Source organism: Spirillospora sp. NBC_01491, from assembly GCF_036227065.1.
GTDB lineage: Bacteria > Actinomycetota > Actinomycetes > Streptosporangiales > Streptosporangiaceae > Spirillospora > Spirillospora xylanilytica.
Genome location: NZ_CP109432.1, coordinates 1,070,694 through 1,094,642, shown reverse-complemented (window position 1 = coordinate 1,094,642; position 23,949 = coordinate 1,070,694). Strand labels below are relative to the sequence as shown.

Annotated in this window: 24 protein-coding genes and 1 pseudogene; 22 read left to right on the top strand and 3 right to left on the bottom strand. The window is 74.5% G+C overall.

The window, feature by feature from the left end:
• Positions 1 to 51: 51 nt before the first annotated feature.
• The 17 genes and pseudogenes from OHA34_RS05310 (at position 52) to OHA34_RS05230 (ending at position 15,524) form a co-directional block, all read left to right on the top strand.
• Positions 52 to 825: a CoA transferase subunit A gene (locus tag OHA34_RS05310; RefSeq protein ID WP_329520870.1), complete on the top strand. Its 774-nt coding sequence runs from the start codon at positions 52 to 54 to the stop codon at positions 823 to 825.
• Positions 825 to 1,475 (top strand): 3-oxoacid CoA-transferase subunit B, encoded by a 651-nt coding sequence (locus OHA34_RS05305; protein WP_285942920.1) that lies wholly within the window; start codon positions 825 to 827, stop codon positions 1,473 to 1,475. Before OHA34_RS05310 ends, OHA34_RS05305 begins: the two co-directional genes overlap by 1 nt.
• Entirely contained in the window at positions 1,472 to 2,137 is a 666-nt protein-coding gene (pcaH, locus tag OHA34_RS05300) for a protocatechuate 3,4-dioxygenase subunit beta (RefSeq protein ID WP_329520869.1), read from the top strand. Before OHA34_RS05305 ends, pcaH begins: the two co-directional genes overlap by 4 nt.
• 1 nt (position 2,138) lies before the next feature.
• Positions 2,139 to 2,708 carry a protocatechuate 3,4-dioxygenase subunit alpha gene (pcaG, locus tag OHA34_RS05295; RefSeq protein WP_329520868.1) on the top strand — a complete coding sequence of 190 codons (570 nt, stop codon included), beginning with the start codon at positions 2,139 to 2,141 and terminating at the stop codon, positions 2,706 to 2,708.
• Positions 2,698 to 3,879: a 3-carboxy-cis,cis-muconate cycloisomerase gene (gene pcaB / locus OHA34_RS05290; protein ID WP_329520867.1), complete on the top strand. Its 1,182-nt coding sequence runs from the start codon at positions 2,698 to 2,700 to the stop codon at positions 3,877 to 3,879. Before pcaG ends, pcaB begins: the two co-directional genes overlap by 11 nt.
• The gene (locus OHA34_RS05285) at positions 3,876 to 4,640 is read left to right on the top strand and encodes an alpha/beta fold hydrolase (protein ID WP_285942924.1); all 765 of its coding nucleotides are present in this window, start codon (positions 3,876 to 3,878) and stop codon (positions 4,638 to 4,640) included. Before pcaB ends, OHA34_RS05285 begins: the two co-directional genes overlap by 4 nt.
• Positions 4,641 to 4,750: 110 nt before the next feature.
• Positions 4,751 to 5,113: pseudogene (gene pcaC, locus OHA34_RS05280) on the top strand (4-carboxymuconolactone decarboxylase); the annotation flags it as partial.
• Between the two features lie 14 nt (positions 5,114 to 5,127).
• Complete coding sequence (locus OHA34_RS05275) at positions 5,128 to 5,940, top strand: IclR family transcriptional regulator (protein WP_285942925.1); 813 nt, start codon at positions 5,128 to 5,130, stop codon at positions 5,938 to 5,940.
• Between the two features lie 76 nt (positions 5,941 to 6,016).
• Positions 6,017 to 7,174, top strand: coding sequence for a 4-hydroxybenzoate 3-monooxygenase (locus OHA34_RS05270; RefSeq protein ID WP_329520866.1), 1,158 nt, complete (start codon positions 6,017 to 6,019; stop codon positions 7,172 to 7,174).
• A 40-nt stretch (positions 7,175 to 7,214) separates the two neighbouring features.
• The gene (locus tag OHA34_RS05265; protein ID WP_329520865.1) at positions 7,215 to 7,778 is read left to right on the top strand and encodes a serine/threonine-protein kinase; all 564 of its coding nucleotides are present in this window, start codon (positions 7,215 to 7,217) and stop codon (positions 7,776 to 7,778) included.
• Entirely contained in the window at positions 7,703 to 8,290 is a 588-nt protein-coding gene (locus OHA34_RS05260) for a protein kinase domain-containing protein (RefSeq protein WP_329522377.1), read from the top strand. The genes OHA34_RS05265 and OHA34_RS05260 overlap by 76 nt, the downstream gene beginning before the upstream one ends.
• 241 nt (positions 8,291 to 8,531) lie before the next feature.
• On the top strand, positions 8,532 to 9,146 hold the full coding sequence (locus OHA34_RS05255; protein ID WP_285942928.1) for a TetR/AcrR family transcriptional regulator: 615 nt from the start codon (positions 8,532 to 8,534) through the stop codon (positions 9,144 to 9,146).
• 180 nt (positions 9,147 to 9,326) lie between these two features.
• Positions 9,327 to 9,494: a hypothetical protein gene (locus tag OHA34_RS05250; RefSeq protein WP_285942929.1), complete on the top strand. Its 168-nt coding sequence runs from the start codon at positions 9,327 to 9,329 to the stop codon at positions 9,492 to 9,494.
• Complete coding sequence (locus OHA34_RS05245) at positions 9,494 to 9,658, top strand: hypothetical protein (protein WP_285942930.1); 165 nt, start codon at positions 9,494 to 9,496, stop codon at positions 9,656 to 9,658. Before OHA34_RS05250 ends, OHA34_RS05245 begins: the two co-directional genes overlap by 1 nt.
• Before the next feature lie 93 nt (positions 9,659 to 9,751).
• Positions 9,752 to 10,576, top strand: a complete 825-nt coding sequence (locus OHA34_RS05240; RefSeq protein ID WP_329520864.1) for a phosphatase PAP2 family protein — start codon at positions 9,752 to 9,754, stop codon at positions 10,574 to 10,576.
• Between the two features lie 205 nt (positions 10,577 to 10,781).
• Positions 10,782 to 14,054: a bifunctional lysylphosphatidylglycerol synthetase/lysine--tRNA ligase LysX gene (lysX, locus tag OHA34_RS05235; RefSeq protein WP_329520863.1), complete on the top strand. Its 3,273-nt coding sequence runs from the start codon at positions 10,782 to 10,784 to the stop codon at positions 14,052 to 14,054.
• 114 nt (positions 14,055 to 14,168) lie between these two features.
• Entirely contained in the window at positions 14,169 to 15,524 is a 1,356-nt protein-coding gene (locus OHA34_RS05230) for an ABC1 kinase family protein (protein WP_329520862.1), read from the top strand.
• Positions 15,525 to 15,540: 16 nt separating this feature from the next.
• On the opposite strand, the gene OHA34_RS05225 is transcribed toward OHA34_RS05230, so the two are convergent.
• Positions 15,541 to 15,828, bottom strand: coding sequence for a hypothetical protein (locus OHA34_RS05225; RefSeq protein WP_329520861.1), 288 nt, complete (start codon positions 15,826 to 15,828; stop codon positions 15,541 to 15,543).
• A gap of 63 nt (positions 15,829 to 15,891) precedes the next feature.
• Complete coding sequence (locus OHA34_RS05220; RefSeq protein ID WP_285942935.1) at positions 15,892 to 16,737, bottom strand: siderophore-interacting protein; 846 nt, start codon at positions 16,735 to 16,737, stop codon at positions 15,892 to 15,894.
• A gap of 146 nt (positions 16,738 to 16,883) precedes the next feature.
• Between OHA34_RS05220 and OHA34_RS05215 the strand changes: the two genes are divergently transcribed.
• Positions 16,884 to 17,348 carry a nuclear transport factor 2 family protein gene (locus OHA34_RS05215; protein ID WP_285942936.1) on the top strand — a complete coding sequence of 155 codons (465 nt, stop codon included), beginning with the start codon at positions 16,884 to 16,886 and terminating at the stop codon, positions 17,346 to 17,348.
• Between the two features lie 50 nt (positions 17,349 to 17,398).
• On the opposite strand, the gene OHA34_RS05210 is transcribed toward OHA34_RS05215, so the two are convergent.
• Complete coding sequence (locus tag OHA34_RS05210; protein WP_329520860.1) at positions 17,399 to 18,622, bottom strand: serine hydrolase domain-containing protein; 1,224 nt, start codon at positions 18,620 to 18,622, stop codon at positions 17,399 to 17,401.
• 366 nt (positions 18,623 to 18,988) lie between these two features.
• Here OHA34_RS05210 and OHA34_RS05205 point away from each other — a divergent pair, with 366 nt between their 5' ends.
• The 4 genes from OHA34_RS05205 (at position 18,989) to glpK (ending at position 23,908) form a co-directional block, all read left to right on the top strand.
• The gene (locus OHA34_RS05205) at positions 18,989 to 19,756 is read left to right on the top strand and encodes a cyclase family protein (protein WP_329520859.1); all 768 of its coding nucleotides are present in this window, start codon (positions 18,989 to 18,991) and stop codon (positions 19,754 to 19,756) included.
• The gene (locus tag OHA34_RS05200) at positions 19,753 to 21,429 is read left to right on the top strand and encodes a thiamine pyrophosphate-binding protein (protein ID WP_329520858.1); all 1,677 of its coding nucleotides are present in this window, start codon (positions 19,753 to 19,755) and stop codon (positions 21,427 to 21,429) included. The genes OHA34_RS05205 and OHA34_RS05200 overlap by 4 nt, the downstream gene beginning before the upstream one ends.
• A gap of 89 nt (positions 21,430 to 21,518) precedes the next feature.
• Complete coding sequence (locus OHA34_RS05195; RefSeq protein ID WP_329520857.1) at positions 21,519 to 22,346, top strand: MIP/aquaporin family protein; 828 nt, start codon at positions 21,519 to 21,521, stop codon at positions 22,344 to 22,346.
• A 44-nt stretch (positions 22,347 to 22,390) separates the two neighbouring features.
• Positions 22,391 to 23,908, top strand: coding sequence for a glycerol kinase GlpK (gene glpK, locus OHA34_RS05190; protein ID WP_329520856.1), 1,518 nt, complete (start codon positions 22,391 to 22,393; stop codon positions 23,906 to 23,908).
• The last annotated feature ends 41 nt before the right edge of the window (positions 23,909 to 23,949 follow it).

Sequence of the window (23,949 nt, the reverse complement as noted above, 5' to 3'; positions counted from 1 at the left end):
CATCGGCGGACCCGGTGACCGGGGCGCGCCGGGGAGCGGATGGGGAGGCACATGGACAAGGTCGTGGCCTCGGCGACGGAGGCCGTCGCCGGTATCGGTGACGGGGCCTCGCTGGCCGTCGGGGGCTTCGGGCTCTGCGGGGTGCCGGCGGTGCTGATCGGCGCCCTGTACGAGCGGGGCACCGGCGATCTGCGGGTGGTCTCCAACAACTGCGGGCTCGACGGCCGGGGGCTCGGCCGGCTGCTCGCCGCCGGGCGGATCGCGCGCGCCATGGGCTCGTACGTGGGCGACAACAAGGAGTTCGCCCGGCAGTACCTGGCCGGCGAGATCGAGGTCGAGCTGATGCCGCAGGGCACCCTCGCCGAGCGGCTGCGCGCGGGCGGCGCGGGCATCCCCGCGTTCTACACCCCCGCCGGCGTCGGCACGATGGTAGCCGACGGCGGGCTGCCCTGGCGGTACGCGCCGGACGGCACCGTCGCGATCGCGTCCCCGGCCAAGGAGGTCCGCGAGTTCGGCGGGCGCCGCCACGTGCTGGAGGAGGGCATCACCACCGACGTCGCCCTGGTCCGCGCGGCCCTGGGCGACCGGCACGGCAACCTGGTCTTCGACCGGGCCGCCCGCAACTTCAACCCGCTGTGCGCGATGGCCGGCCGGGTCACGCTGGCCGAGGTCGAGCGGCTGGTCGAGCCCGGCGAGATCGACCCCGACGCGGTGCACCTGCCGGGCGTGTTCGTCCAGCGCGTGGTCGAGCTGACCCCCGGGCAGGCGGCCGACAAGCCGGTCGAGAAGCGCACGGTGACGGCGCGGGGAGGGGAGCGGTCCTGATGGCCTGGTCCAGGAACGAGATTGCGGCCCGTGCGGCGGCCGAGCTTCCCGACGGCGCCTACGTCAACCTCGGCATCGGGCTCCCGACGCTGATCCCCGGATACGTGCCCGAGGGCCGGCACGTGGTCCTGCACGCCGAGAACGGCGTGCTGGGCGTCGGCCCCTACCCCGGCGAGGACGAGGTCGACCCCGACCTGATCAACGCGGGGAAGGAGACGGTGACGGTCCTGCCGGGCGCGTCCTGTTTCGACTCCGCGCTGTCGTTCGGCATGATCCGCGGCGGCCACATCGACATCGCGGTGCTCGGCGCGATGGAGGTCTCGGCCCGCGGCGACCTGGCCAACTGGTCGGTCCCCGGAAAGATGATCAAGGGGATGGGCGGCGCGATGGACCTGGTCCACGGTGCCCGCCGGGTGATCGTGGTGATGGGCCACACCGCCCGGGACGGCTCGCCCAAGATCGTCGAGAGCTGCGCGCTGCCGCTGACCGGGACCGGCTGCGTCGACCGGATCATCACCGACCTCGGCGTCCTGGACGTCACCCCGGACGGCCTGGTCCTGAGCGAGACCGCGCCCGGCGTCACCGCCGCCGAGGTCCGCACCGCCACCGGGGCGGCCGTGGCCGTCCCGGCCGAGGGGGGCCCCGCATGAGCCACCCGCCCTACCTGTACCCGGGCTACCGGAGCACCGTTCTGCGCGCCCCCGCGCACGAGCCGGTGATGCCCGTGCTCGGGCCCGACAGCGTCGAGCTGACCTCCCCGGTCTTCGGGCACGAGGAACTCGGCGCGCTGGACGCCGACCTGACCGGGCGGCACCCCGGCGAGCCGCTCGGCGAGCGGATCATCGTGACCGGCCGGCTGCTGAACGGCTCGGGCCGCCCGGTGCGCGGCGCGCTGGTCGAGGTGTGGCAGGCCAACGCCGCCGGACGGTACGCGCACGGCGGCGACCGGCACCCCGCGCCGCTCGACCCGAACTTCACCGGCGCGGGGCGCTGCCTCACCGACGGCGAGGGCCGCTACCGCTTCGTCACGATCAAGCCCGGCGCCTACCCGTGGCGCAACCACCGCAACGCCTGGCGCCCGGCGCACATCCACTTCTCGGTGTTCGGCACCGCGTTCGCGCAGCGCCTGGTCACGCAGATGTACTTCCCGGGCGACCCGCTCTTCGCCCATGACCCGATCCTCCGGTCGATCCCCGAGCAGGACGACCGCGACCTGCTGGTCTCGCGGTTCGACCTGGACGCCACCGAGCCCGAGTGGGCGCTCGGCTACCAGTGGGACATCGTCCTCGGTGACACCCCGACGGAGGCATGAGATGACCGCTCCGCACCTGCGGGCCACGCCCTCGCAGACCGTCGGCCCCTTCTTCGCGCACGCGCTGCCGTACGAGACCGGGCCCGAGGTCGTCCCCGGCTGGCGGCCCGGCGCGATCCGGGTGCACGGCCGCGTCCTCGACGGTGCGGGCACCGCCGTCCCGGACGCGCTCGTCGAGATCTGGCAGGCCGACGAGGACGGCGAGGTCCCGCGCCGCCCCGGCGGGCTGCGCCGCGCCGGACACGGCTTCTCCGGCTTCGGCCGGTGCGCGACCAGCCCGGACGGCCACTACTGGTTCGACACCGTCAAGCCCGGCGCCGCCGGCGCCGCCGGCGGGGGCGGCGCGGCCCCCTTCATCGCGGTGCTGGTCTTCGCCCGGGGCCTGCTCAAGCCGGTCTTCACCCGGCTGTACTTTCCCGAGGACGGCGCTGTCCACGCGGGCGACCCGCTGCTCGCGGCGGTCCCGGCCGCCCGCCGGGGCACCCTGGTCGCCGAGCGTGAGGACGGCGGGGCGTACCGTTTTGACATCCACCTCCAGGGTGAAGGGGAGACGGTCTTCCTTGGATTCTGAGGCTTCGCCGGACGTGGGGCTGCTGTCCCCGGTCCGGGCCGGGACGGGCGCCGAGGCGGCGACCGGCGACCTGGCGTGGCTCCAGGCGATGCTGGACGCCGAGGCCGCGCTCGCCCGCGCCCAGGCCCGGCTCGGGATCGTCCCCGCCGACGCCGCCGCGGCGATCACCGAGGCGGCCCGCGCCGACCGCTTCGACCTGCCCGCCCTGGCCCGCCGGGCGCGCGGCGCGGCCAACCCGGTGGTCCCGCTGCTGGCCGACCTGCGGAGGCTGGCCGGCCCGGCGGGCGAGCACGCGCACCGGGGCGCCACCAGCCAGGACATCGTCGACACCGGCGCCATGCTCGTCGCGGCCCGGACCAGGCGCGTCGTCCTCGCCCGGCTCGACCGGGCACTGGACGCGCTGGCCGGGATCGCGGCGCACCACCGCGGCACCCCGATGGCGGGACGCACCCTGGGCCGGCAGGCGCTGCCCACCACGTTCGGCGCGAAGGCCGCCGGGTGGCTCCTCGGCGTCCTGGACGCGCGCGACGCGCTCGCCGGCTTCGCCCTGCCGGTCCAGCTCGGCGGCGCCGCCGGCACCCTGGACGGCTTCGGCGACCTCGGCCTGGACCTGCTCGCCGCGTACGCCGCCGAGACCGGCCTGGACCGGCCGGTGCTGCCCTGGCACACCCGCCGCACGCCGGTCGCCGGGCTGGGCTCGGCGCTCGCGCTGACCGCGGGCGCGCTCGGCAAGGTCGCCACCGACGTGGTGCTGCTCGCGCAGAGCGAGGTCGCCGAGGTGGCCGAGCCCGCGGCGCCCGGCCGGGGCGGCTCGTCGGCGATGCCGCACAAGCGCAACCCGGCGCTGGCCACCATGGTCCGGTCGGCGGCGCTCCAGGTCCCCGCCTACGCCCAGGTCCTGTTCGCCTCGATGTCCGCGCCGCACGAGCGGCCCGCGGGTGAATGGCACGCCGAATGGCAGCCGCTCCGCGAGTGCCTGCGCCTCACCGGCGGCGCCGCCGAGACCGCCGCCGAGATGCTGGACGGCCTGGAGGCCGACGCCGGGCGGATGGCCGCCAACCTCGGCGCCCTGCTCGACGTCCTGCCCGGCGACCCCGGCGTCGGCGCCGCCCCCGCCATGACCGACCGCGCCCTGGCCGCGTACGAGGCGTACCGAAGGATCCGCGCATGATCTTGAAGCACCGTTTCGACGGCCCCGAGGACGCGCCCGTCCTGGTCCTCGGGCCCTCCCTGGGCACCACCTCGGCCCTCTGGAACCCCCAGCTGCCCGCGCTCGCCCGCTGGCGGACCCTGCGGTACGAGCTGCCCGGCCACGGAGGTGCGCCCCCGCCCGCCGGGCCGTTCACCGTCGAGGACCTCGCCGCCGGGGTGGCGGGCCTCCTCGACCGGTACGGGATCGGCCGGGCCGCCTGCGCCGGGGTGTCGCTCGGCGGGGCCGTGGGCCAGGCCCTCGCCCTGGCCGCGCCCGGCCGGGTGGGCAGCCTGGTCCTGTGCTGCACGTCCTCGCACTTCGGGCCGCCGGAGCCCTGGCTCGAGCGGGCCGCGCTCGTCCGCCGCGAGGGCCTCGGGCCGATCGCCGGCACGGCCGCCGGGCGCTGGTTCACCCCCGGCTTCACCGGTGCCGGGCCCTACGTCGCGATGCTGCGCGCGGTGGACCCCGAGGGCTACGCCGGCTGCTGCGAGGCGCTCGCCCGGTTCGATGTCACCGCCCGCCTCGGCGAGATCACCGCGCCGGCGCTGGTCGTCGCCGGGGCCGAGGACGTCGCGACGCCGCGCGGAGCCCATGCCGACGTGCTGGCCGCGGGCATCCCCGGCGCCCGGCTGGTCGTCATCGGCGCCGCGGGCCACCTGGCGAGCGCCGAGCGCCCCGGCCCGGTCACCGACGCGATCACCGGGCACCTGGACCTGACCTGGAAGGGACTCCACCGATGAGCGACGAGCTGGACACGGGCGAGCGGGCGGACACGGGCGAGCGGGCGGACGCGGCCGGGCGGGTGGACGCGGCCGGGCGGGCGGACGCCCTCGCCGAGGGCGACCGGCGGCGGCACGCGGCGGGACTGGTGGTGCGGCGCGAGGTGCTCGGCGGCGCGCACGTCGACCGGGCCGCGGCGGGCACCACCGGGTTCACCGCCGACTTCCAGGACCTCATCACCCGGTACGCGTGGGGCGAGATCTGGACCCGGCCGGGCCTGGACCGCCGCACCCGGAGCTGCATCACGCTCACCGCCCTGGTCGCCGGGGGCCACGAGGGCGAGCTGGCCATGCACGTGCGCGCCGCGCTCCGCAACGGCCTCACCGAGGACGAGATCAAGGAGGTCCTGCTCCAGACCGCGATCTACTGCGGGGTCCCCGCCGCCAATTCCGCGTTCGCCGTCGCCCAGCGGGTACTTGCCGAGCAGGAGTGAGGACCGGGAGGAACATGGCGGAGCGGGCGCGGCCGATCAGCGTCGCGGGCAAGGTGATGGCGATCCTGGACGCCTTCGCCGCCGGCGGGGTGCGGCTCAACCTCAGCGAGATCTGCCGCCGGGCCGGGCTGCCGCTCGCGACCGGGCACCGGCTGGTCGGCGAGCTGGCCGCGGGCGGCTTCCTGGAGCGGGTGCCGGACGGTACGTACCGCATCGGGACCCGGCTGTGGCGGATCGGCAGCCAGGCCCCGGCGGTCACCGGGCTGCGCGAGCTGGCCCTGCCGCACATGGAGGACCTCTACGAGGCGACGCACGACAACGTGCAGCTCGCCGTGCTGCGCGACGGGCGGGCGCTGTTCGTCGAGCGGCTGCGCGGCACCCGCTCGGTCCCGGTCGTCACCCAGGTCGGCGCGTCGCTGCCGCTGCACGCCACCGGCGTCGGCAAGGTGCTGCTCGCGTACGCGCCCGAGGCGGTCCGCGAGGCCGTCCTCGCCGGGGGTCTGGACCGGCACTCGGCCCGCACCGTCACCGACCCGGCCGAGCTGCGCCGCTCCCTGGAGCAGGTCCGCCGCACCGGCTTCGCGGTGACCCGCGACGAAATGACGCTCGGCGCGGCCTCGGTCGCGGCCCCGGTGTTCGACGCGTCCGGCCGGGTGGCCGCCGCGCTGTCGCTGGTGGCGCGGACCCGCAGCGCCGACGTGCGGCGGCTGCTGCCGCCCCTGACCACCGCCGCGCGCGCCCTCTCCCGCGACGTGGCGGCGCACTGGCGGGGCGGCTCGGCCGGACGCCCCGACGAGCCTTCCGCTGAGCGGAAGACCGGCTCCTGAGGCCGCGCCGGCGCGCGGGACGATTCGGCGGGAGCCGGCCGGAGCCGGCGGGGGAGAGCGAGCAGGAGGAGGCGCCATGCGCACCCAGGTCGCGATCGTCGGGGGAGGCCCGGCCGGCCTGCTGCTGTCCCGGCTGCTGCACCGGCAGGGGATCGCGTCGGTGGTGCTGGAGGGCCGCGACCGGGCCTACGTCGAGCACCGGCAGCGCGCCGGGATGCTGGAGCAGGGCACGACCGACGTGCTGCGCGGCTGCGGCGCGGGCGAGCGCCTCGACCGCGAGGGCCTCGTGCACCACGGCCTGGAGCTGCGGTTCGGCGGCGCCGGGCACCGTATCCCGCTCACCGACCTGACCGGCCGCACGGTGACCGTCTACGCGCAGACCGAGATCGTCAAGGACCTGGTCGCGCTGCGGCTCGCGGACGGCGGCGACGTCCGGTTCGGGGCGCGGGCGGTGGAGATCGACCCGTCCGGCCCGAGCGTGACCTACCGGCAGGACGGCCGGACGCACACCCTGGACTGCGACTACATCGCCGGCTGCGACGGCTTCCACGGGGTGGGCCGCCCGGCGGTGCCGGGGGTCCGCACGTTCTCGCGCGAGTACCCGTTCGCGTGGCTGGGGATCCTCGCCGACGTCCCGCCGTCCACGGGCGAGCTGATCTACGCCCACCACGACCGCGGGTTCGCGCTGCACAGCCTGCGCTCGCCCGCAGTGAGCCGGCTCTACCTCCAGGTCGCGCCGGACGAGGAGATCGCGGCCTGGCCGGACGCGCGGATCTGGGACGAGCTGGCGGTCCGGCTCGGCACCGGCGACGGCTGGACGCTGGACGAGGGGCCGATCACCGACCGGTCGATCACCCCGATGCGCAGCTTCGTCGCCGAGCCGATGCGGCACGACCGGCTGTTCCTGGCCGGCGACGCCGCGCACATCGTCCCGCCGACCGGCGCCAAGGGCCTCAACCTGGCGGTCTCCGACGTGACCGTGCTGGCCCGCGCGCTCACCGAGCGGTACGCCTCCGGCTCCGAGGCGCTGCTCGACTCCTACTCGGCCACCTGCCTGCGGCGCGTCTGGCGCGCCGAGCACTTCTCGTACTGGATGACGACGCTGCTGCACACCGACCCGCAGGCGGACGACTTCGCCCGGAGGCTCCAGCGGTCGCACCTGGACTACGTGGCGTCCTCCCCGGCCGCGGCGGTGTCACTGGCCGAGAATTACACCGGATTGCCCCTGACGTAGTGGTCTAGGCTCCCCTCGGACGGGGAGAAGGGGCCACCGGATGACCGACGACGGGCTTTCGCTGGGGAGCCGGTACGTGCTGGAGGAACGGCTCGGCGAGGGCGGCATGGGAGTGGTGTGGCGGGGCCGCGACACCCGCACCGGCACCGCCTACGCGATCAAGCTGCTCCGTCCGGAACTGGCCGGGAACCCGGCGGCGCTGACCCGGTTCGTCCGGGAGCGGACCGCGCTGCTGCGGGTCAGGCACGCCAACGTGGTCGCGGTGCACGACATGATCGTGGAGGGCGACCGGCTCGCGCTGGTGATGGACCTGGTGCCGGGCGAGGACCTGCGGGCCTACCGGCGCCGCCGGGGCGGGCGGCTGCCCGCCGCCGAGGCGGCCTGGCTGGTCGCGCAGGTGTGCACGGCGCTCGCGGCGGTGCACGCCGCCGACACGGTGCACCGCGACCTCAAGCCCGCCAACGTGCTGCTCGACCATGCCGGGCCGGCACCTCGCCGGTCCGGCTCGCCGACTTCGGCGTCGCCCGCATCCTCGACGAGACCACCGTCACCGCGGCGGGCGCCATCGCGGGCACGCCCGCCTTCCTGGCGCCCGAGGTGCTGAGCGGAGAGCCGGTCACCCCGGCCGCCGACGTGTATGCCGCCGGGGTCACGCTGTACGAGCTGGTGGCGGGAGAGCTGCCCTTCCGCGGCGACCATCCGGGAGCCGTGATGCGGGGCCATCTGAGCGCGGAGCCCGAGCCGGTGCCCGGCCTCCCGGACGGGCTGTGGCCGCTCATCGAGGAGTGCCTCGCCAAGCACCCCGCCGCCCGTCCCGCGGCGCTCGCGCTCGGCCACCGCCTGCTCGACATCGCGACGGCCGCCCGGACGGCCCCGTTCGCGCTCGTCCCGCCGCCGGTGATGCCGGAGGCCGCCACGACCGGCGCACCGGCGTCCGCACCCGCACCCGTACCCGCCTCCGCCTCCGCACCTGCTTCAGCGCCCACGCTCGCTCCGCCCGCCACACCTGACACCCCTGCCGCCGCCAGTCCGGCCCTCATGCCGTCGCCCCCGGCACCCGTCAAGATGCTCGGCCAGCAGAACGCCGCTGGGTCTCATCGCGCTGCGCCAGCCTGACCTGCACGTACCAGGTGACGGCCAAGCCCGCGCGCGGCACGTACCGGGCGCTGCCCGGGTTCCAGTTCCAGGGCGCCTACCAGGGCACCGGGAGGGAGAGCCCGCCGGTGGCCTACTGACCGGCCGGCGGCCATCGGGCCCGGACCGGGATGAGATGCACATCACCCAATATGGCAGCGCCTGAAATTTTGCGGGTTGTGCAAGTTTGGTCTACGGTGGTCTTCATGACCGTGGAGCCCCGATGACCGTGGAGACCGGCCTCGGTCTGCGCGAACGGAAGAAGGCCGCGACCCGCGAGGCGCTGAGCCGGGCCGCGCTGCGCCTGGCGATCCGGCACGGTGCCGCGGGCGTGACGGTCGAGGGCATCGCCGCCGAGGCGGGCGTCTCGCCGCGCACCTTCCACAACTACTTCGCGGGCAAGGAAGAGGCGATCGTCTCCCCGCTGACCGACGGCGCCCGCGACCTGATCGACGCGCTGCGGGCCCGGCCGGCCGCCGAGCCGGTCTGGACGTCGCTGCGCGCGGTGCTGGGCGCCGGCCTGCCGTCCGGCCCCCGCGAGGAGACCCTCGCGCTGCTGCGCGTGATCAAGGACGAGCCGGCGCTGCTGGCCCGCCAGCTCGGCGGGCTCGGCGAGATCCAGCGGCAGATCGCCGAGGTGATCGCCGACCGCACCGGCACCGACGCCGGGCGGGACCTCTACCCGCACCTGCTCGCCGGGGTGGTGGCGGTGACGCTGCGCGTCGTCGCCGAGGCCCGGGTGAACGGCGGGACCGGTGCCGACCTGCCCGAGCTGATCGACTCCGCGTTCGCGCAGCTCCGCGCCGGGCTCCCGCCGCCCGATCCGCGTCCCGCCTGACCCGCGTCCGGCGCCGGCCCGCCGCCGGCCGTGCGCCGGCCCCTCCAAGGCGGCATCCCACCCCCACCGCGGGGCTCACGGGACCTCCCGTGACCGCAGCCCGGCGACCCGCCAGGTCGCGCGGCGAGTCTCGCGCGCCCTAGTGACCGCTCCGGCCGCCTCCCGGCGTTCCCTGCATCGATGGGATCTCTCTTGGCCACCTTCCTCTACCGGCTCGGCCGGTTCTCCTTCCGGCGGCGCAGGCTCGTCGCCCTGCTCTGGGTGGGGCTGCTGGTGCTCATGGGCGTCGGCGCCGCCGCGCTCAAGGGCCCGACCTCCAGCGACTTCTCCATCCCCGGGCGGCGGTGATGGCGCTCTTCGGGCGGGCCGCGTGGTGGCTGCCGTCCCCGCTCGCCAAGATCCTGCCCGACGTCGACGTCGAGGGTGAGAGGCTGCGGCATCTGCTCGGCGACGGCGAGAGCGTTCCCCGCCCGGACGGGGAACGAGAACTGGAGGACACCCGCGCCCGCTGAACGAATCCGGGCCGCCCGCCGAGGACGGGCGGTCCGGGGACCACCCCCCTCCGCACCGCCCCCCCGCGGTGCCCACCCCCCGAAGGACCGCACATGAACCTGCTCCAGCAGCCGCCCCGGCTCCGGAGACCGGGCCGCCCCGCCGGGCCGGTGCGGCCGGACGGCGGTCCCGGCCGGCGGCCCCGGCCGCGGCCGGTCCGGGAGCTGCTGCTGATCACCGTGCTGTTCTGCGTCTACAAGCTGGGCCGGCTGGCGGCGACCGGACGGGTCGGCGAGGCGTTCGGGAACGCGCACCGGGTCTGGGACCTGGAGCGGTACCTGCGGCTGCCGAGCGAGGTGACCGTCCAGCACGGGCTGCTCCAGAGCCACGCGCTCGTGCACGTGGCCAACTCCTACTACGCCTACGTGCACTTCCCCGCGACCATCGCGTTCCTGCTCTGGATCTACCTGCGGCGGCCCTTCCACTACCGCTGGATCCGGCGGGTGGTGGTGGCGCTCACCGGCGCCGGGCTGGCGCTGCACCTGCTCCTCCCGCTCGCCCCGCCCCGGATGCTCACCGCCACCGGCCTGATCGACACGGGCGCCGAGTACGGGCCCGCGGTGTACGGGGCGCCGCAGACCGACACCGTCGCCAACCAGTACGCCGCCATGCCGTCGCTGCACATCGGGTGGGCCGTCGTCATCGCGGTCGGGCTGATCGTCAGCAGCCGCACCCGGTGGCGGTGGCTGTGGGCGGCGCACCCGCTCCTCACCGTCGCGGTCGTGGTCGCCACCGCCAACCACTACTGGCTGGACGGGGCGGTGGTCCTGCTGCTCCTGGCGGTCGTCCTACTGCTGCTCCGCCCGCCGCGCGCGGCCACGGGCACCACCGCCGCCGCCGCGGAATCCGCTCCACCTGCGGAACGCGGCCCCTCCTAGCGCTCCGGGACGGCCCCCAGCGTCTCCAGGCGTCGAACACCGCCATCGGCTCGTCGTCCTCGGCGGCGTCGGCGACAGTGGACCGGTCGGCGTCCACGACGGTGACCACGCCGGTGCCCGCCTGCCCCCTCCGGCCCGCCGCCGACCTGGGTAAAGTGGGCTGACGGCCGCTCGCGGGCCGGGCGGACGGCATCGGTCGGGGGACATGGTGCGGACGAGAACGGTGGTCGAGGCCGTACCGGCGGCGCTGGCGTGGTACCTGCGGCTGTCCGGCGTGGTCTCGATCCTGGCCTGGTTGTCGGCCGACTGGCTCGAGCGGCTGCTCGACGTGTGGATCCTGCGCTGGATCGGCTACTTCGGCTGGCTGCCCAGCATGCCGTGGGGCGTCCTGCTCATCCTGCTGTCCAACGGGGTGCGGCGCCGCAAGAAGGCGGCCTGGCGGATCACCCTGGCCCTGCTCGTGCTGTTCTTCGGGCTGTCGGTGCTGGCCCTGCTCCTCGGCGCCGCCGGGCCCGGGTTCGGGCCGGGCATCGGCGAGTGGCTGGCCGCGGTCGGCTACGGGGCGGCGCTGGTGCTGCTGACCGCGGCGCGGCGCGAGTTCCGCACGCTCCCCGACCGCGCCAACCTGCGGCTGGCGTTGCGGGTCTTCGGCGCGCTGCTGGTGGTCAGCGGCCTGATCGGCACCTCCCTGGTGTGGCTCACCGACCGCGACCCGAAGGGCGGGTTCTGGACCGAGCCGGTGTATGTGGCGGTCCAGACGCTCGTCGGCGCGGGCGTGACCGGCGACACCGTCGAGGTCGCCGTGCCGGGCTGGGTCGACATGTTCCTCGGCGTGCTCGGCACAGGGCTGCTGATGCTCACCGTGTGGGCGCTGTTCCGGCCGGCCCACCGCGACGCGGTGCTCACCCCGGCCGAGGAGCTGCGCGCCCGCGAGCTGCTGGCCGCCTTCGGCGAGGAGGACTCGCTCGGCTACTTCGCGCTGCGCCGCGACAAGGACCTGCTGGTCGCGCCGAACGGCCGGGCCGCCATCGCCTACCGGGCCCTCGGGCCGGTCTGCCTGGCCAGCGGCGACCCGCTCGGCGACCCCGAGTCGTGGGACCAGGCGATCGAGGCGTGGCTCGGCGAGTGCCAGGCGCACGCGTGGACGCCCGGCGCGGTCAGCGTGGGCGAGCGCGCCGCCGTCGCCTACCGGCGGCACGGCCTGAACGTGCTGGAGCTCGGCGACGAGGCGATCGTCGACACCACGGCCTTCAATCTGGACGGCCGCGAGATGCGGCAGGTCAGGCAGGCGGTGCGGCGGGTCGAGCGGGCCGGTTACACGGTCCGGGTCCGGCGGCACGAGCAGATCCCCGCCGTCGAGATGACCGCGATCGTGCAGCGCGCCGAGCAGTGGCGCGAGGGGGCGACCGAGCGCGGCTACTCGATGGCGCTCGGACGGCTCGGCGACCCGACCGACGGCCGCTGCGTGATGGTCGAGGCGTTCGACGCCGACGGGGTGCTGCACGGGCTGCTGAGCTTCGTCCCGTGGGGGCGCGACGGCCTCTCGCTCGACCTGATGCGGCGCGACGCGGCGGCCGAGAACGGGCTGAACGAGTTCATGGTCGCCAAGCTCGCCGAGCGGGCGGCCGCGGTCGGCGCCCGCCGCGTCTCGCTCAACTTCGCGGTGGCCCGCTCGACCTTCGAGCGCGGCTCGCAGATCGGCGCCGGCCCGGTCACCCGGCTGGCCTACCGGGTGCTGTCGCTCGCCTCCAGGTTCTGGCAGCTCGAGTCGCTGTACCTGTCCAACGCCAAATACCACCCCGACTGGGTGCCGCGGTACGTGTGCTTCGCCCACGTGAGCGGCGGCCTGATCCGGCTCGGGCTGGCGTACGGGCGCGCCGAGGGGTTCGTGCCGACCCTCACCCGGCGGCGGCTCGACGGGGCGGCGCACCGGGCGCCCACGCCCGAGCTGGTCGGCCGGACCGCCGAGATCGAGCGGCGCGCCGGCGAGGGCCGCGCCCCCAGGCGCCGGCCCTCGGAGCAGGAGCGGGTCCGGTACCAGAAGCTGGAGCGCATCCGCGCGGCGGGCGTCGACCCCTACCCGCCGGGCTTCGAGCGGACCGACGTCGCCGCGGGCCTGCGATCCCGGTTCGGCGGGCTCGCCGCCGGCGCGGCCACCGGCCGGCGCGCGTCCATCGCCGGCCGGGTGGTGCTGGCCCGCGAGCACGGCCGGCTGATCTTCGTGACGCTGCGCGACGAGACCGGCGACCTCCAGGTGATGCTGGCCGCCGACACGCTCGGCGCGGACGCGCTGGCCGACTGGAAGTCGATGATCGATCTCGGCGACCAGGTCGGGGTGACCGGCGAGGTGGTCGCCAGCCGGCACGGCGAGCTGTCGGTGCTCGCGTCCGCGTGGACGCTGACCGCCAAGTGCCTGCACCCGCTGCCGGGCAAGCGGACCGGGCTGGCCGACCCCGAGGCGCGGGTGCGCCGCCGCACGGTCGAGCTGATCGTCAGCGACGAGGCCAGGCGGATGCTGCACAGGCGCGGCGACGCGGTGCGCGCCGTCCGCGACGTGCTGCGCGAGCGCGGCTACCTGGAGGTCGAGACGCCGATCCTCCAGCCGGTGCACGGCGGCGCGTCGGCCCGGCCGTTCACGACCCGGATCAACGCCTACGACATGCGGCTCTACCTGCGGATCGCGCCCGAGCTGTACCTCAAGCGGCTGCTGATCGGCGGGGTCGGGAAGGTGTTCGAGCTGGGCCGCGACTTCCGCAACGAGGGCGCCGACGCCGCGCACAATCCCGAGTTCACCATGCTGGAGGCCTACGAGCCGTACGGCGACTACGACACCATGGCCGTGCTCACCCGCGACCTGGTGATCGCCAGCGCCCGCGCCGCGCTCGGCACCACGATCGTCGTCCGCGACGGCGTGGAGCACGACCTGGCCGGGCCCTGGCGGGAGGTCACCGTCTACGGGTCGGTGTCGGAGGCCCTCGGCGAGGAGGTCGGGCCCGGCACCGCCCTCGACGTGGTCCGGCGGCACGCCGGGAGGGCCGGGATGGAGCCCGATCCCGCCTGGGGTCAGGGCCGCCTCGTCCAGGAGCTGTTCGAGGCGCTGGTCGAGTCCGGGCTCAAGGCCCCCACCTTCGTCCGCGACTACCCGGCCGAGACCTCCCCGCTCACCCGCCCGCACCGCGCGGACGACCGGCTCGCCGAGAAGTGGGACCTGATCGTCTTCGGAATGGAGCTCGGCACCGCCTACTCCGAGCTGACCGATCCGATCCTCCAGCGGCGGCGGCTCGTCGAGCAGTCGCTCCAGGCCGCCGGCGGCGACCCCGAGGCGATGGAGCTCGACGAGGACTTCCTCCGCGCGCTGGAGCACGGGATGCCCCCGGCGGGCGGCATGGGCATGGGCGTCGACCGGCTGCTGATCACCCTCACCGGCCGGCCCATCCGCGAGACGATCGCGTTCCCGCTGGTCCGGCCGGGCCGGTGAGCCGCCCGCAGCCCGGCTTTATGGCCGTGCGGGATATATCGCCGGGATTGCCCTATATGAGAGGCTGCGAGCGTCGTGCGCTACGCCGAACGACGACAGTTGGGACGGTCAGCCGTGAGTGACATACCCCGCCGCGCGGTGACGCGGACCGCCAAGCTGGCGAGCCTGCCCCTCGGGTTCGCCGGCCGCACCGCGCTCGGCTTCGGCAAGCGGACCATCGGACGCCCCGCCGAGGCCGTCGCGCTCGAGGTGCAGCGCCGCACCGCCGAGCAGCTCTTCTCGGTGCTGGGCGAGCTCAAGGGCGGCGCGATGAAGGTCGGCCAGCTCCTGTCGATCTTCGAGACCGGGCTGCCGGAGGAGCTCGCCGGGCCCTTCCGCGCCAGCCTGACCCGGCTTCAGGAGTCGGCGCCGCCGATGCCCGCCGCCACCACCCACCGCGTCCTGGCCGAGGGGCTCGGCCCGGACTGGCGCGACCGGTTCGCCGAGTTCGCCGACCGGCCGGCCGCCGCCGCCTCGATCGGGCAGGTGCACCGGGCGGTCTGGCGCGACGGCCGCGAGGTCGCGGTCAAGGTGCAGTACCCCGGCGCCGGGCGCGCGCTGATGAGCGACTTCAACCAGATCTCCCGGCTGAGCCGGCTGATCAACCCGCTGTTCCCGGGCGTCGAGGTCAAGCCGGTCGTCGCCGACCTCAAGCGGCGGCTCGAGAAGGAGCTCGACTACGTCGACGAGGCCCGCGCGCAGACCGCCTTCCACGACGCCTACGCCGGCGATCCCGACATCCTGGTGCCCGCGGTCGTGGCCCAGTCGGGCAACGTCCTGGTCACCGAGTGGCTCGGCGGCACCCCGCTGGCCGAGGTCATCGCCGCGGGGACGCGGGAGGACCGCGACCGCGCCGGGCAGCTCCTCTTCCGGTTCCTGCTGTCCGGCCCGGCCCGCTGCGGGATGATCCACATCGACCCGCACCCGGGCAACTTCCGGCTGCTGGACGACGGGCGCCTCGGCGTCATGGACTTCGGCGGCGCGGCCCGCGTCCCGGCCGAGCTCCAGTGGTCGATCGGCAGGCTGCTGCGGATCGGCACCCTCGGCACGTCCGAGGAGATCGTGGCGGCCCTGCGCGAGGAGGGCTTCCTGGACCCGGGCGGCGAGGTGGACCCCGAGCAGGTCGCCGCCCTCGTCGTCCCGCACGCGACGCCGTTCGCCGAGGAGCGCTTCCGGTACACCCGCGAGTGGATGCGCCGTCAGACCGCGCACGGGTTCGGGGTCGCCTCGGACATGCGGCCCGGGGCCCTGGCCCGCCAGCTCCGGCTGCCGCCCCAGTACCTGGCCGTCAGCCGCGCGCTGGCGGGCTGCGGGGGCGTGCTGTGCCAGCTGGAGGCCGAGGTCGCGCTCCGCGCCGAGGCCGTGCGGTGGCTGCCGGGCTTCGCCGGCGACCAGGACCCCGAAGGCGAGGCGGCCGAGATCACCGCCTAGCGCCGACCGGGTCCGCTCAGCCCGGCGACTCCCATGCCCCGCGCGAGAAGTCCAGCCCGCCCGTGACGGCGAACTCCAGCGCGACGGCGGTCGCGTCTTCCTCGCTGACGATCCGGCGGCGTGGATGCCCGGCGGGCTGACCGCCCAGGTTCAGCTCCACCTCGCCGGTCGCGCCGGGGTCGCCCACCAGGACCATCCAGTCGTCCCCGTTCATGGCCACGGCCGTGTGGTGACCGCGGCTGGCTCCGATGATCAGGCCGGCCTCGAGGATCTCCACGGCATCCGCGCCGTCGCCGAACGCCACGATTCCACTTCCATCAACACGGGCAGCCATTCTGCCCGAGGACGCCCCACCCGGTCGGCGCGGTCAGGACAGCGCCTTGGCCTCTTCCTCCTCGACCTGGCGGTTCCACTCGCGCTTGGACGACTGCCAGCCGTCCTCGTCCCGGCCGCGCCGCCAGTAGCCGGAGATCGACAGCCGGTCGAGCGGCAGTCCGCGGTCGACCCGCAGGTGCCGGCGCAGGTCCTTGACGAAGCCGGCCTCACCGTGCACGAACGCGTGCACCGTCCCGTCCGGGAACTCCAGGTCGCGGACGGCGCGCACCAGCGCGTCGCCGACCGGGCCGCCGTCCCGGTGCAGCCACACGACCTCGGCGCCTGCCGGGGCCGGGAGCTTCTGCTCCTCTTCGGGGCCCTCCACCTCGATGAACACCCGCGCGGGCGTGCCGTCGGGGACCCGCTCGAGCGCGGCGCCGATCGCCGGGAGGGCGCTCTCGTCGCCGACGAGCAGATGCCAGTCGGCGTCGGGGCTCGGCGCGTACGCGCCGCCCGGCCCGAGGAACAGCACCTCCTCGCCCGGCTCGACGCGCGCCGCCCACGGCCCGGCCAGGCCCTTGTCGCCGTGATGGACGAAGTCGATCGCCAGTTCGACCGCGTCGGGGTCCCAGGACCGGACGGTGTAGGTCCGGGTGACCGGCCACTGGTCGCGCGGGTACTCGGCGCGGATCCGGTCCATGTCGAACGGCTCGGGGTAGTCCACCCCCTTCTGAGCGAACAGCAGCTTCACGTAGTGGTCGGTGAACTCGCCCGCGCCGAAGCCGGCCAGCCCCTCGCCGCCGATCACCACGCGGATCATGTGCGGGGTGACCCGCTCCTTGCGCAGCACGGTCCCGCGGTTCACTCTCGGGCTCCTGCGCACCCTCTCGGTCGCCATGCGTGCCTCCGCTGACAGGTCTTCGGACGATGGTTATTAGGTAAGCCTAACTTCCTGGGCGCCGGTTTGGTCCAGCCGCCCCGTCCCGGGCGTCCGGCCGGTAGCGTGGGGCCGGGCGGCGTGTCGGCACACGGACGGGTGAGCGCATGGCGGTCAGCAGGCAGAGCATGACGGACGAGCAGCGCAGGTCGGTCGCGCTGGAGTACCTCAAGGGCCTCGACGGCGGCGGGACGACCTCGGACGGCGCCCCCCTCCTCGACCTGTTCGCCGGGGACGCCCAGTTCTACTTCCCCAAGTGGGGGCTGGCGACCGGCAAGGCCGAGATCGGCCGGCTGCTCGCCGAGGTCGGCGCGACGCTCACCTCGATCCGGCACCACTACGCCACGATCAACTGGGTGTGCTCCGGCGGCGACACCCTGGTCGCCGAGGGCACCAGCCACGGCGAGCACCGGGACGGGGCGTGGCGGGCGGGCGTCCCCGAGCGGGGCGCGGGCCGCTGGTGCGACGTGTTCGAGATCCGCGACTTCCTGATCCAGCGGCTGTTCGTCTACCTCGATCCCGACTACGCGGGCGCCGACACCGCCCGCTACCCCTGGCTCCAGGGGGAGTGAGGCGCCCCGCGCGGGCCCTGCGGGCGCGGCGTCCGCGCGGGCACGGCCGGTCAGCGGGCCCGGGCCCCGGTGCGGGCCGCGGCGACCGCTGCGGCGACGGCGCGGAACGCGTCGTCGGACTCGTCCTCGCCGACGACGGTGGCGAGCGTCGACTTCACGATGACCACGCCGTTCCGGGGCGAGACGTAGATGTGCTGCCCGGCCAGGCCGTTGGCTTCGAAGTCGCCGTCCTCGCCGAGCCACCATTGCAGGCCGTACCCCTGGTTGAACGGGGCGGAGGGCCGGGTCGACTCGGCCACCCACGAACGCGGCACGACCTGGCGGCCGTTGGCCCTGCCGCCGTTGAGGTAGAGCAGCCCGAACCGGGCGAAGTCGCGGTCGGTGGCGTAGTAGCAGCAGTAGCCGAGGCTGTTGCCGTTGGAGTCGTTGCCCAGGTACGCCCGGGAGCCCATCCCGGCGGGCTCCCAGATCTTGCGCTGCACGTAGGCGTGGTACGGGGTGCCGGTGGCCTTGGCGACGATCCAGGAGAGCACGAACGAGTTCATGCTCGTGTACTCGAACCGGCTGCCGGGCTCCCAGCCGCGCCTGCGCTGCCGGGCCATCTCGGTGATCGGGAGGCCGAGGCTCGCGGCGACGTGCACCGGCGGCACGTCCAGCGTCTCGTCCCAGGCGATGCCGGACGACATCCGCAGCAGGTCGCGCAGGGACACCCCGTCGTAGCCCGAGCCCTTCAGCTCCGGGACGTACCGGGTGACGGTGTCGTCGATGGAGCCGATGAAGCCCTCGTGCATTGCGATGCCGACCGCCGCCGAGGTGAACGACTTGGCCATGGACCACGACTGGAAGAGGGTGTCGCGGTTGGTGGTGACGTAGCGCTCGAACACCACGTTCCGACCGTCCAGAACGACGAACCCCTGGGTGCCGGTGCGCGCGAGGTAGTCGTCGAGCGTGTGCTTCTGCCCCTTGTGGGTGTAGGTCACCTTGGACAGGTCGCGGGGCGCGTCGCGCAGCTCCACCGGATCGGACGAGGGGGTGAGCGGGTCGAAGCCCGCCGCGTTCCCGGTGACGGCCGCGGACGGGGCGGCCGGCTTCAGGTTCCGCGCCCCCGGACCGGGCTCGGCTCCCAAGGCCCCGGTGCCGGACGGGACCGCGCCGGACGGGACCGCGCCGGACGGCACGGCGCCGGACGGCACGGTGGCGAGCGCCGGGGGAGCGGCGAGTCCTGCGGTGACGGCGGCGGTGGCGAGGGCAAGAGTCCAGGGCCTGTGGCGCATCGGACCTCCGAGGGGGGAACGGCCGGGAAACCTCCTGATGATGCTCGATGCGCGGCGGCGCGTCGACGTTGCGGGGCAACGAATTCGCGCGCCGAATCTGGTCATAAGCACACAGTCACCTGGGGCGTGGGGACGGCCCGTATATCTCACGCGTAGATGATCTGGTCAGCGTCTTGGGCGCCCCCCCGGCGCGGGACGGCGGAGGGGCCGGCCCCCTCGGCGAGCTGCAAATCCTGCTGGAGGGCAGGCTCGGCGGGCTGCTCGGCTGAATCTTCCTATCGGTCCCCGATGCCGGTACGTTCGGGGCACCGCGCGGGCGCCCGCCGCCCGCCGTATCGCAGGAAGCTCGTGGAAAGGACTGGGGCCGTGCTCGCCCAGCTGCTCGCCGCCGTCGCGGACGGATCCATCGAAGTGGTCGACCTGACCGCGCCGCTGTCGGAGTCGACGCCGATCCTTCAGCTCCCGGAGCCCTTCGCCAACACCGTGCCGTTCTCGCTGCGCGAGATCAGCCGCTACGACGACCGCGGCCCCGCCTGGTACTGGAACGACTTCACCACGGGCGAGCACGTCGGCACCCACTTCGACGCGCCGGTGCACTGGGCGAGCGGCCGGGACGGCGAGGACGTCTCCCAGGTCGCGCCGGGCCGCCTGATCGCCCCCGCCGTGGTGCTGGACTTCTCCGCGCAGGCCGCCGCCGACCCCGACTTCCTGCTGGAGATCGAGCACGTGCGGGACTGGGAGGAGGCCCACGGCCCGCTGCCCGAGGGCGGCTGGCTGCTCTACCGCACCGGGTGGGACGCCAGGTCGGGCGGCCAGGAGGAGTTCCTCAACGCCGACGAGAACGGCCCGCACACCCCCGGCATCTCGCCCGCGTGCGCGCGCTGGCTCGCCGAGGAGACCCCGGTCCTCGGGCTCGGGACCGAGACGGTCGGCACCGACGCGGGCGGCGCGCACGCCTTCGACCCGCCGTTCCCGTGCCACTCGTTCTTCCTCGGCGCCGGCAAGTACGGCCTGACGCAGCTCCAGGGGCTGGACCGGCTGCCGCCGCGCGGCGCGGCGCTGATCGCCACGCCGCTGCCGATCGTCGGCGGCTCCGGCAGCCCGGCCCGGGTGCTCGCCCTGGTCGAGAGGTGAACGCCGCCGAGGCCGTGGGGGAGGCCCTGGCCCGGCTCGGCGCGGGCACCGTCTTCGGGGTGGTCGGCAGCGGCAACTTCCACGTCACCAACGCGCTGATCGCGAACGGCGCCCGGTTCGTGGCCGCCCGGCACGAGGGCGGCGCGGCGACGATGGCCGACGCGTACGCGCGGGTGAGCGGCGGGCTCGGCGTGCTGTCGGTGCACCAGGGGCCCGGTCTGACCAACGCGCTCACCGGGATCGCGGAGGCGGCCAAGAGCCGGACCCCGCTGCTGGTGCTGGCGGGCGAGGTGGCCGCCTCCGACATCCGGTCCAACTTCCGCGTCGACCAGGCCGCGCTGGCCACCGCGGTCGGCGCCGTCCCCGAACGGGTCCACTCCCCGGAGACCGCGCTCGCCGACGTGACCCGCGCGTGCCGGACCGCCGTCGCCGAGCGCCGCACCGTGCTGCTCGGCCTGCCCCTGGACGTGCAGGCCGCCGGGCATCCGGGGCCGACGGCGCTCGCCCGCGGCCCGGCGCCGCGGGCCGCGTCCGTGCCGCTGCTGCCCGTCCCGCCGCCCGGGGCCGTCGCCAGGCTCGCCGACGCGCTCGCCGCGGCCCGCCGCCCGGTGTTCATCGCCGGGCGCGGCGCCCGGCTCGCGGGCGCCCGCGAGCCGCTGCGGGCCCTGGCCGAACGCTGCGGGGCGCTGCTGGCGACGTCCGCCGTGGCGCGCGGGCTGTTCACCGGCGACCCGTTCGACCTGGACGTCAGCGGCGGGTTCGCCACCCCCGCCGCGGCCGAGCTGATCGGCGAGGCCGACCTGCTGGTCGGTTGGGGCTGCTCGCTCAACATGTGGACGCTGCGGCACGGCAACCTGGTCGGCAAGGGCGCGACCGTCGTGCAGGTCGACGTGGACGCGCGGGCCCTCGGCGCCCACCACCCGGTCGACCTCAGCCTGATCGGCGACGCCGCCGCGACCGCCCGCGCCGTCGAGGCCGAGCTGGCCGCGCGCGGCCACGCCGCGCCCGCCTACCGCTCCGCGGGGCTGGCCGCCCGGCTCGCCGCCGAACGGCGCTGGCGCGACCACCCCTACGACGAGCACCCCGGCGCGGCGGACGGCACCCGCATCGACCCGCGGACGCTCACCATCGCCCTCGACGACCTGCTGCCGCGCGAGCGGACCGTCGCCGTCGACTCGGGCAACTTCATGGGCTATCCGGCCATGTTCCTGGACGTGCCCGATGCCGACGGCCTGGTCTTCACGCAGGCGTTCCAGTCGATCGGGCTGGGCCTGGCGACCGCCGTCGGCGCCGCGGTCGCCCGCCCGGACCGGCTGACGGTGGCCGCGCTCGGCGACGGCGGCGCGCTGATGGGCGTGGCCGAGCTGGAGACCGCCGTCCGGCTCGGGCTCGACCTGCTCGTGGTCGTCTACGACGACGAGGCCTACGGCGCCGAGGTGCACCACTTCGGGCCGGACGGGCACCCGCTGGACGCCGTGCGGTTCCCACCCGCCGACCTCGCCGCGATCGGCCGCGGCTTCGGCTGCGAGGCCGCCACCGTGCGGGCCCCCGACGACCTGGACGCCGTCGCGGCGTGGCTGGAGGGCCCCCGCGACCGGCCGATGCTCGTCGACGCCAAGGTCACCGGCGACCGTCCGGCCTGGTGGCTGGAGGAGGCGTTCCGCGGGCACTGACGGCCGCCGGGCCGACCGAATGTGACTGCTTATTCACCTTCCGTGATGGGAATGAACGCTGACGCGCACCCCCCGTCCGAGGAGGAGAGATGGCGGAACGGCCGAAGGTCCCCGGGCTCGTGTGGGAGATGTCGGCGGAGTTCGCCGGCACGCTGATCCTCATCCTGTTCGGCGCGGGCGTGGTCGCGCAGGTGTCCGCGGCGGGCCTCGGCGACCACGACAGCATCGCCTGGGCGTGGGGCTTCGGTGTCACGCTCGGCATCTACGTCTCCGCCCGGATCAGCGGCGGCCATATCAACCCGGCGGTCACGTTCGCGCTCGCGGTGTTCAAGGGCTTCCCGTGGCGCAAGGTGGCGCCGTTCATGCTGGCGCAGACGCTGGGGGCGTTCGTTGCGGCGCTGTTGGTGCGGTGGAACTACACCGAGGTGCTGGCCAAGGCCGACCCCGGCCACACGCTCAAGACCCAGACGGTCTTCTCGACCCTGCCGGGCAACGGCGAGCTGCCGGTGCACACCTGGGGCGCCTTCCGCGACCAGGTGATCGGCACCGCGATCCTGTTGTTCGTCGTGCTGGCCCTCACCGACCTGCGGAACGCCCCGCCGCTGGCCAACCTCGCCCCGCTCGTCATCGGCCTGCTGGTGGTGGCGATCGGGATGGCGTGGGGCTCCGACGCCGGGTACGCGATCAACCCCGCCCGCGACTTCGGCCCGCGCCTGGCCGAGTTCCTGACCGGGTACGACCACGCCTGGCGGGACCAGTACGGCGATCTGTACTTCTGGGTGCCGATCGTGGCGCCGCTGCTGGGCGGGGTGATCGGCGCGGCGCTGTTCATCCTGCTGATCGGGCGCGGCATCCCGGACGAGCCGGTGCCCACGAGGGCACCGAGCGGGCCCGAGCCCGAGTACGACGTGACCTGACCGGGGCCGCCGTCCCGTCACCGACCCAAAGGAGAGGAAGTCGCATGGCCGATTTCGTCGGCGCGATCGATCAGGGCACCACGAGTACCCGGTTCATGATTTTTGATCATGGTGGGAACGAGGTGGCGCGGCATCAGTTGGAGCATGAGCAGGTTCTGCCGCGGGCGGGGTGGGTCGAGCATAATCCGACCGAGATCTGGGAGCGGACCCGCGCGGTGATCGAGAGTGCGCTGAACAAGGCGAATCTGGGCCATTCTGATCTCGTGGCGCTTGGGGTCACTAATCAGCGTGAGACCACTCTGGTGTGGAATCGGGTTACTGGGCGTCCGTATTACAACGCGATCGTGTGGCAGGACACCCGTACCGACGGCATCGCGGCCGGGCTGGAGCGTGATGGTCGGGGTGATGTGATCCGTCGGAAGGCCGGGCTCCCGCCCGCGACGTATTTCTCTGGGGGGAAGGTCCAGTGGATTCTGGAGAATGTTGAGGGGGTGCGGGAGGCCGCCGAGAGCGGTGAGGCGGTGTTCGGGAACATGGACACCTGGGTGTTGTGGAATCTGACGGGTGGTATCGACGGCGGGGTGCACGTCACTGATCCGACCAATGCCAGCCGCACGATGCTGATGGATCTGGAGACCTTGGACTGGGACGACGAGTTGCTGTCGTTCTTCGGTATCCCGCGCCGGATGCTCCCGGAGATCAGGCCGTCTTCGACCTCGGAGCTGTATGGCGTCACGAGGTCCGATGGTCCGTTGCGGGGTGAGGTGGCGTTGAGCGGGATCCTGGGGGATCAGCAGGCGGCGACGGTGGGGCAGGTGTGCTTTTCGCCGGGAGAGGCCAAGAACACCTACGGCACCGGCAACTTCCTCCTCCTCAACACCGGTACGGAGCTGGTGCGCTCCAAGAGCGGCCTGTTGACGACGGTCTGCTACAAGTTCGGTGATCAGGCGCCGGTGTATGCGTTGGAGGGGTCGATCGCGGTGACGGGGTCGGCGGTGCAGTGGCTGCGCGATCAGCTCGGGATCATTTCGGGTGCCGCGCAGAGCGAGTCGTTGGCGGCGCAGGTCGCCGACAACGGGGGTGTGTATTTCGTGCCGGCTTTTTCGGGGTTGTTTGCTCCGTACTGGCGGTCGGATGCGCGGGGCGCGATTGTCGGGTTGTCGCGTTTCAACACCAATGCGCATGTCGCGCGTGCGACGTTGGAGGCGATCTGTTACCAGTCGCGGGATGTTGTGGAGGCGATGCGGGAGGATTCGGGGGTGGCGTTGGATGTGCTGCGGGTGGATGGCGGGGTCACGGCCAACGAGTTGTGCATGCAGTTGCAGGCCGACATTCTGGGTGTTCCGGTGTCCAAGCCGGTGGTCGCCGAGACCACCGCGCTCGGTGCCGCCTATGCCGCCGGCCTCGCCGTTGGTTTCTGGGCGTCGACCGACGAACTGCGGCGGAACTGGAACGAGGACAGGCGCTGGGAGCCCACCTGGACCGAGGAGCAGCGCACCACCGGTTACGCCGGCTGGAAGAAGGCGGTGACCCGCACCTTCGGCTGGGTCGACGTCGACTGAGTCCGGCCCCCGAGCCCGACCGTGGGCGCGTCCCGCCCGGT

Excerpts from the sequence above, each read along its gene's own strand:
- OHA34_RS05250 (WP_285942929.1), top strand. The coding sequence starts at position 9,327 with ATGGGATCTCTCTTGGCCACCTTCCTCTACCGGCTCGGCCGGTTCTCC.
- glpK (WP_329520856.1), top strand. The coding sequence starts at position 22,391 with ATGGCCGATTTCGTCGGCGCGATCGATCAGGGCACCACGAGTACCCGG.
- OHA34_RS05310 (WP_329520870.1), top strand. The coding sequence starts at position 52 with ATGGACAAGGTCGTGGCCTCGGCGACGGAGGCCGTCGCCGGTATCGGT.
- OHA34_RS05240 (WP_329520864.1), top strand. The coding sequence starts at position 9,752 with ATGAACCTGCTCCAGCAGCCGCCCCGGCTCCGGAGACCGGGCCGCCCC.
- OHA34_RS05265 (WP_329520865.1), top strand. The coding sequence starts at position 7,215 with ATGACCGACGACGGGCTTTCGCTGGGGAGCCGGTACGTGCTGGAGGAA.
- OHA34_RS05210 (WP_329520860.1), bottom strand. The coding sequence starts at position 18,622 with ATGCGCCACAGGCCCTGGACTCTTGCCCTCGCCACCGCCGCCGTCACC.
- OHA34_RS05220 (WP_285942935.1), bottom strand. The coding sequence starts at position 16,737 with ATGGCGACCGAGAGGGTGCGCAGGAGCCCGAGAGTGAACCGCGGGACC.
- OHA34_RS05275 (WP_285942925.1), top strand. The coding sequence starts at position 5,128 with ATGGCGGAGCGGGCGCGGCCGATCAGCGTCGCGGGCAAGGTGATGGCG.
- pcaH (WP_329520869.1), top strand. The coding sequence starts at position 1,472 with ATGAGCCACCCGCCCTACCTGTACCCGGGCTACCGGAGCACCGTTCTG.
- OHA34_RS05255 (WP_285942928.1), top strand. The coding sequence starts at position 8,532 with ATGACCGTGGAGACCGGCCTCGGTCTGCGCGAACGGAAGAAGGCCGCG.
- lysX (WP_329520863.1), top strand. The coding sequence starts at position 10,782 with ATGGTGCGGACGAGAACGGTGGTCGAGGCCGTACCGGCGGCGCTGGCG.
- pcaG (WP_329520868.1), top strand. The coding sequence starts at position 2,139 with ATGACCGCTCCGCACCTGCGGGCCACGCCCTCGCAGACCGTCGGCCCC.
- OHA34_RS05195 (WP_329520857.1), top strand. The coding sequence starts at position 21,519 with ATGGCGGAACGGCCGAAGGTCCCCGGGCTCGTGTGGGAGATGTCGGCG.
- OHA34_RS05285 (WP_285942924.1), top strand. The coding sequence starts at position 3,876 with ATGATCTTGAAGCACCGTTTCGACGGCCCCGAGGACGCGCCCGTCCTG.
- OHA34_RS05305 (WP_285942920.1), top strand. The coding sequence starts at position 825 with ATGGCCTGGTCCAGGAACGAGATTGCGGCCCGTGCGGCGGCCGAGCTT.
- OHA34_RS05215 (WP_285942936.1), top strand. The coding sequence starts at position 16,884 with ATGGCGGTCAGCAGGCAGAGCATGACGGACGAGCAGCGCAGGTCGGTC.
- OHA34_RS05245 (WP_285942930.1), top strand. The coding sequence starts at position 9,494 with ATGGCGCTCTTCGGGCGGGCCGCGTGGTGGCTGCCGTCCCCGCTCGCC.
- OHA34_RS05270 (WP_329520866.1), top strand. The coding sequence starts at position 6,017 with ATGCGCACCCAGGTCGCGATCGTCGGGGGAGGCCCGGCCGGCCTGCTG.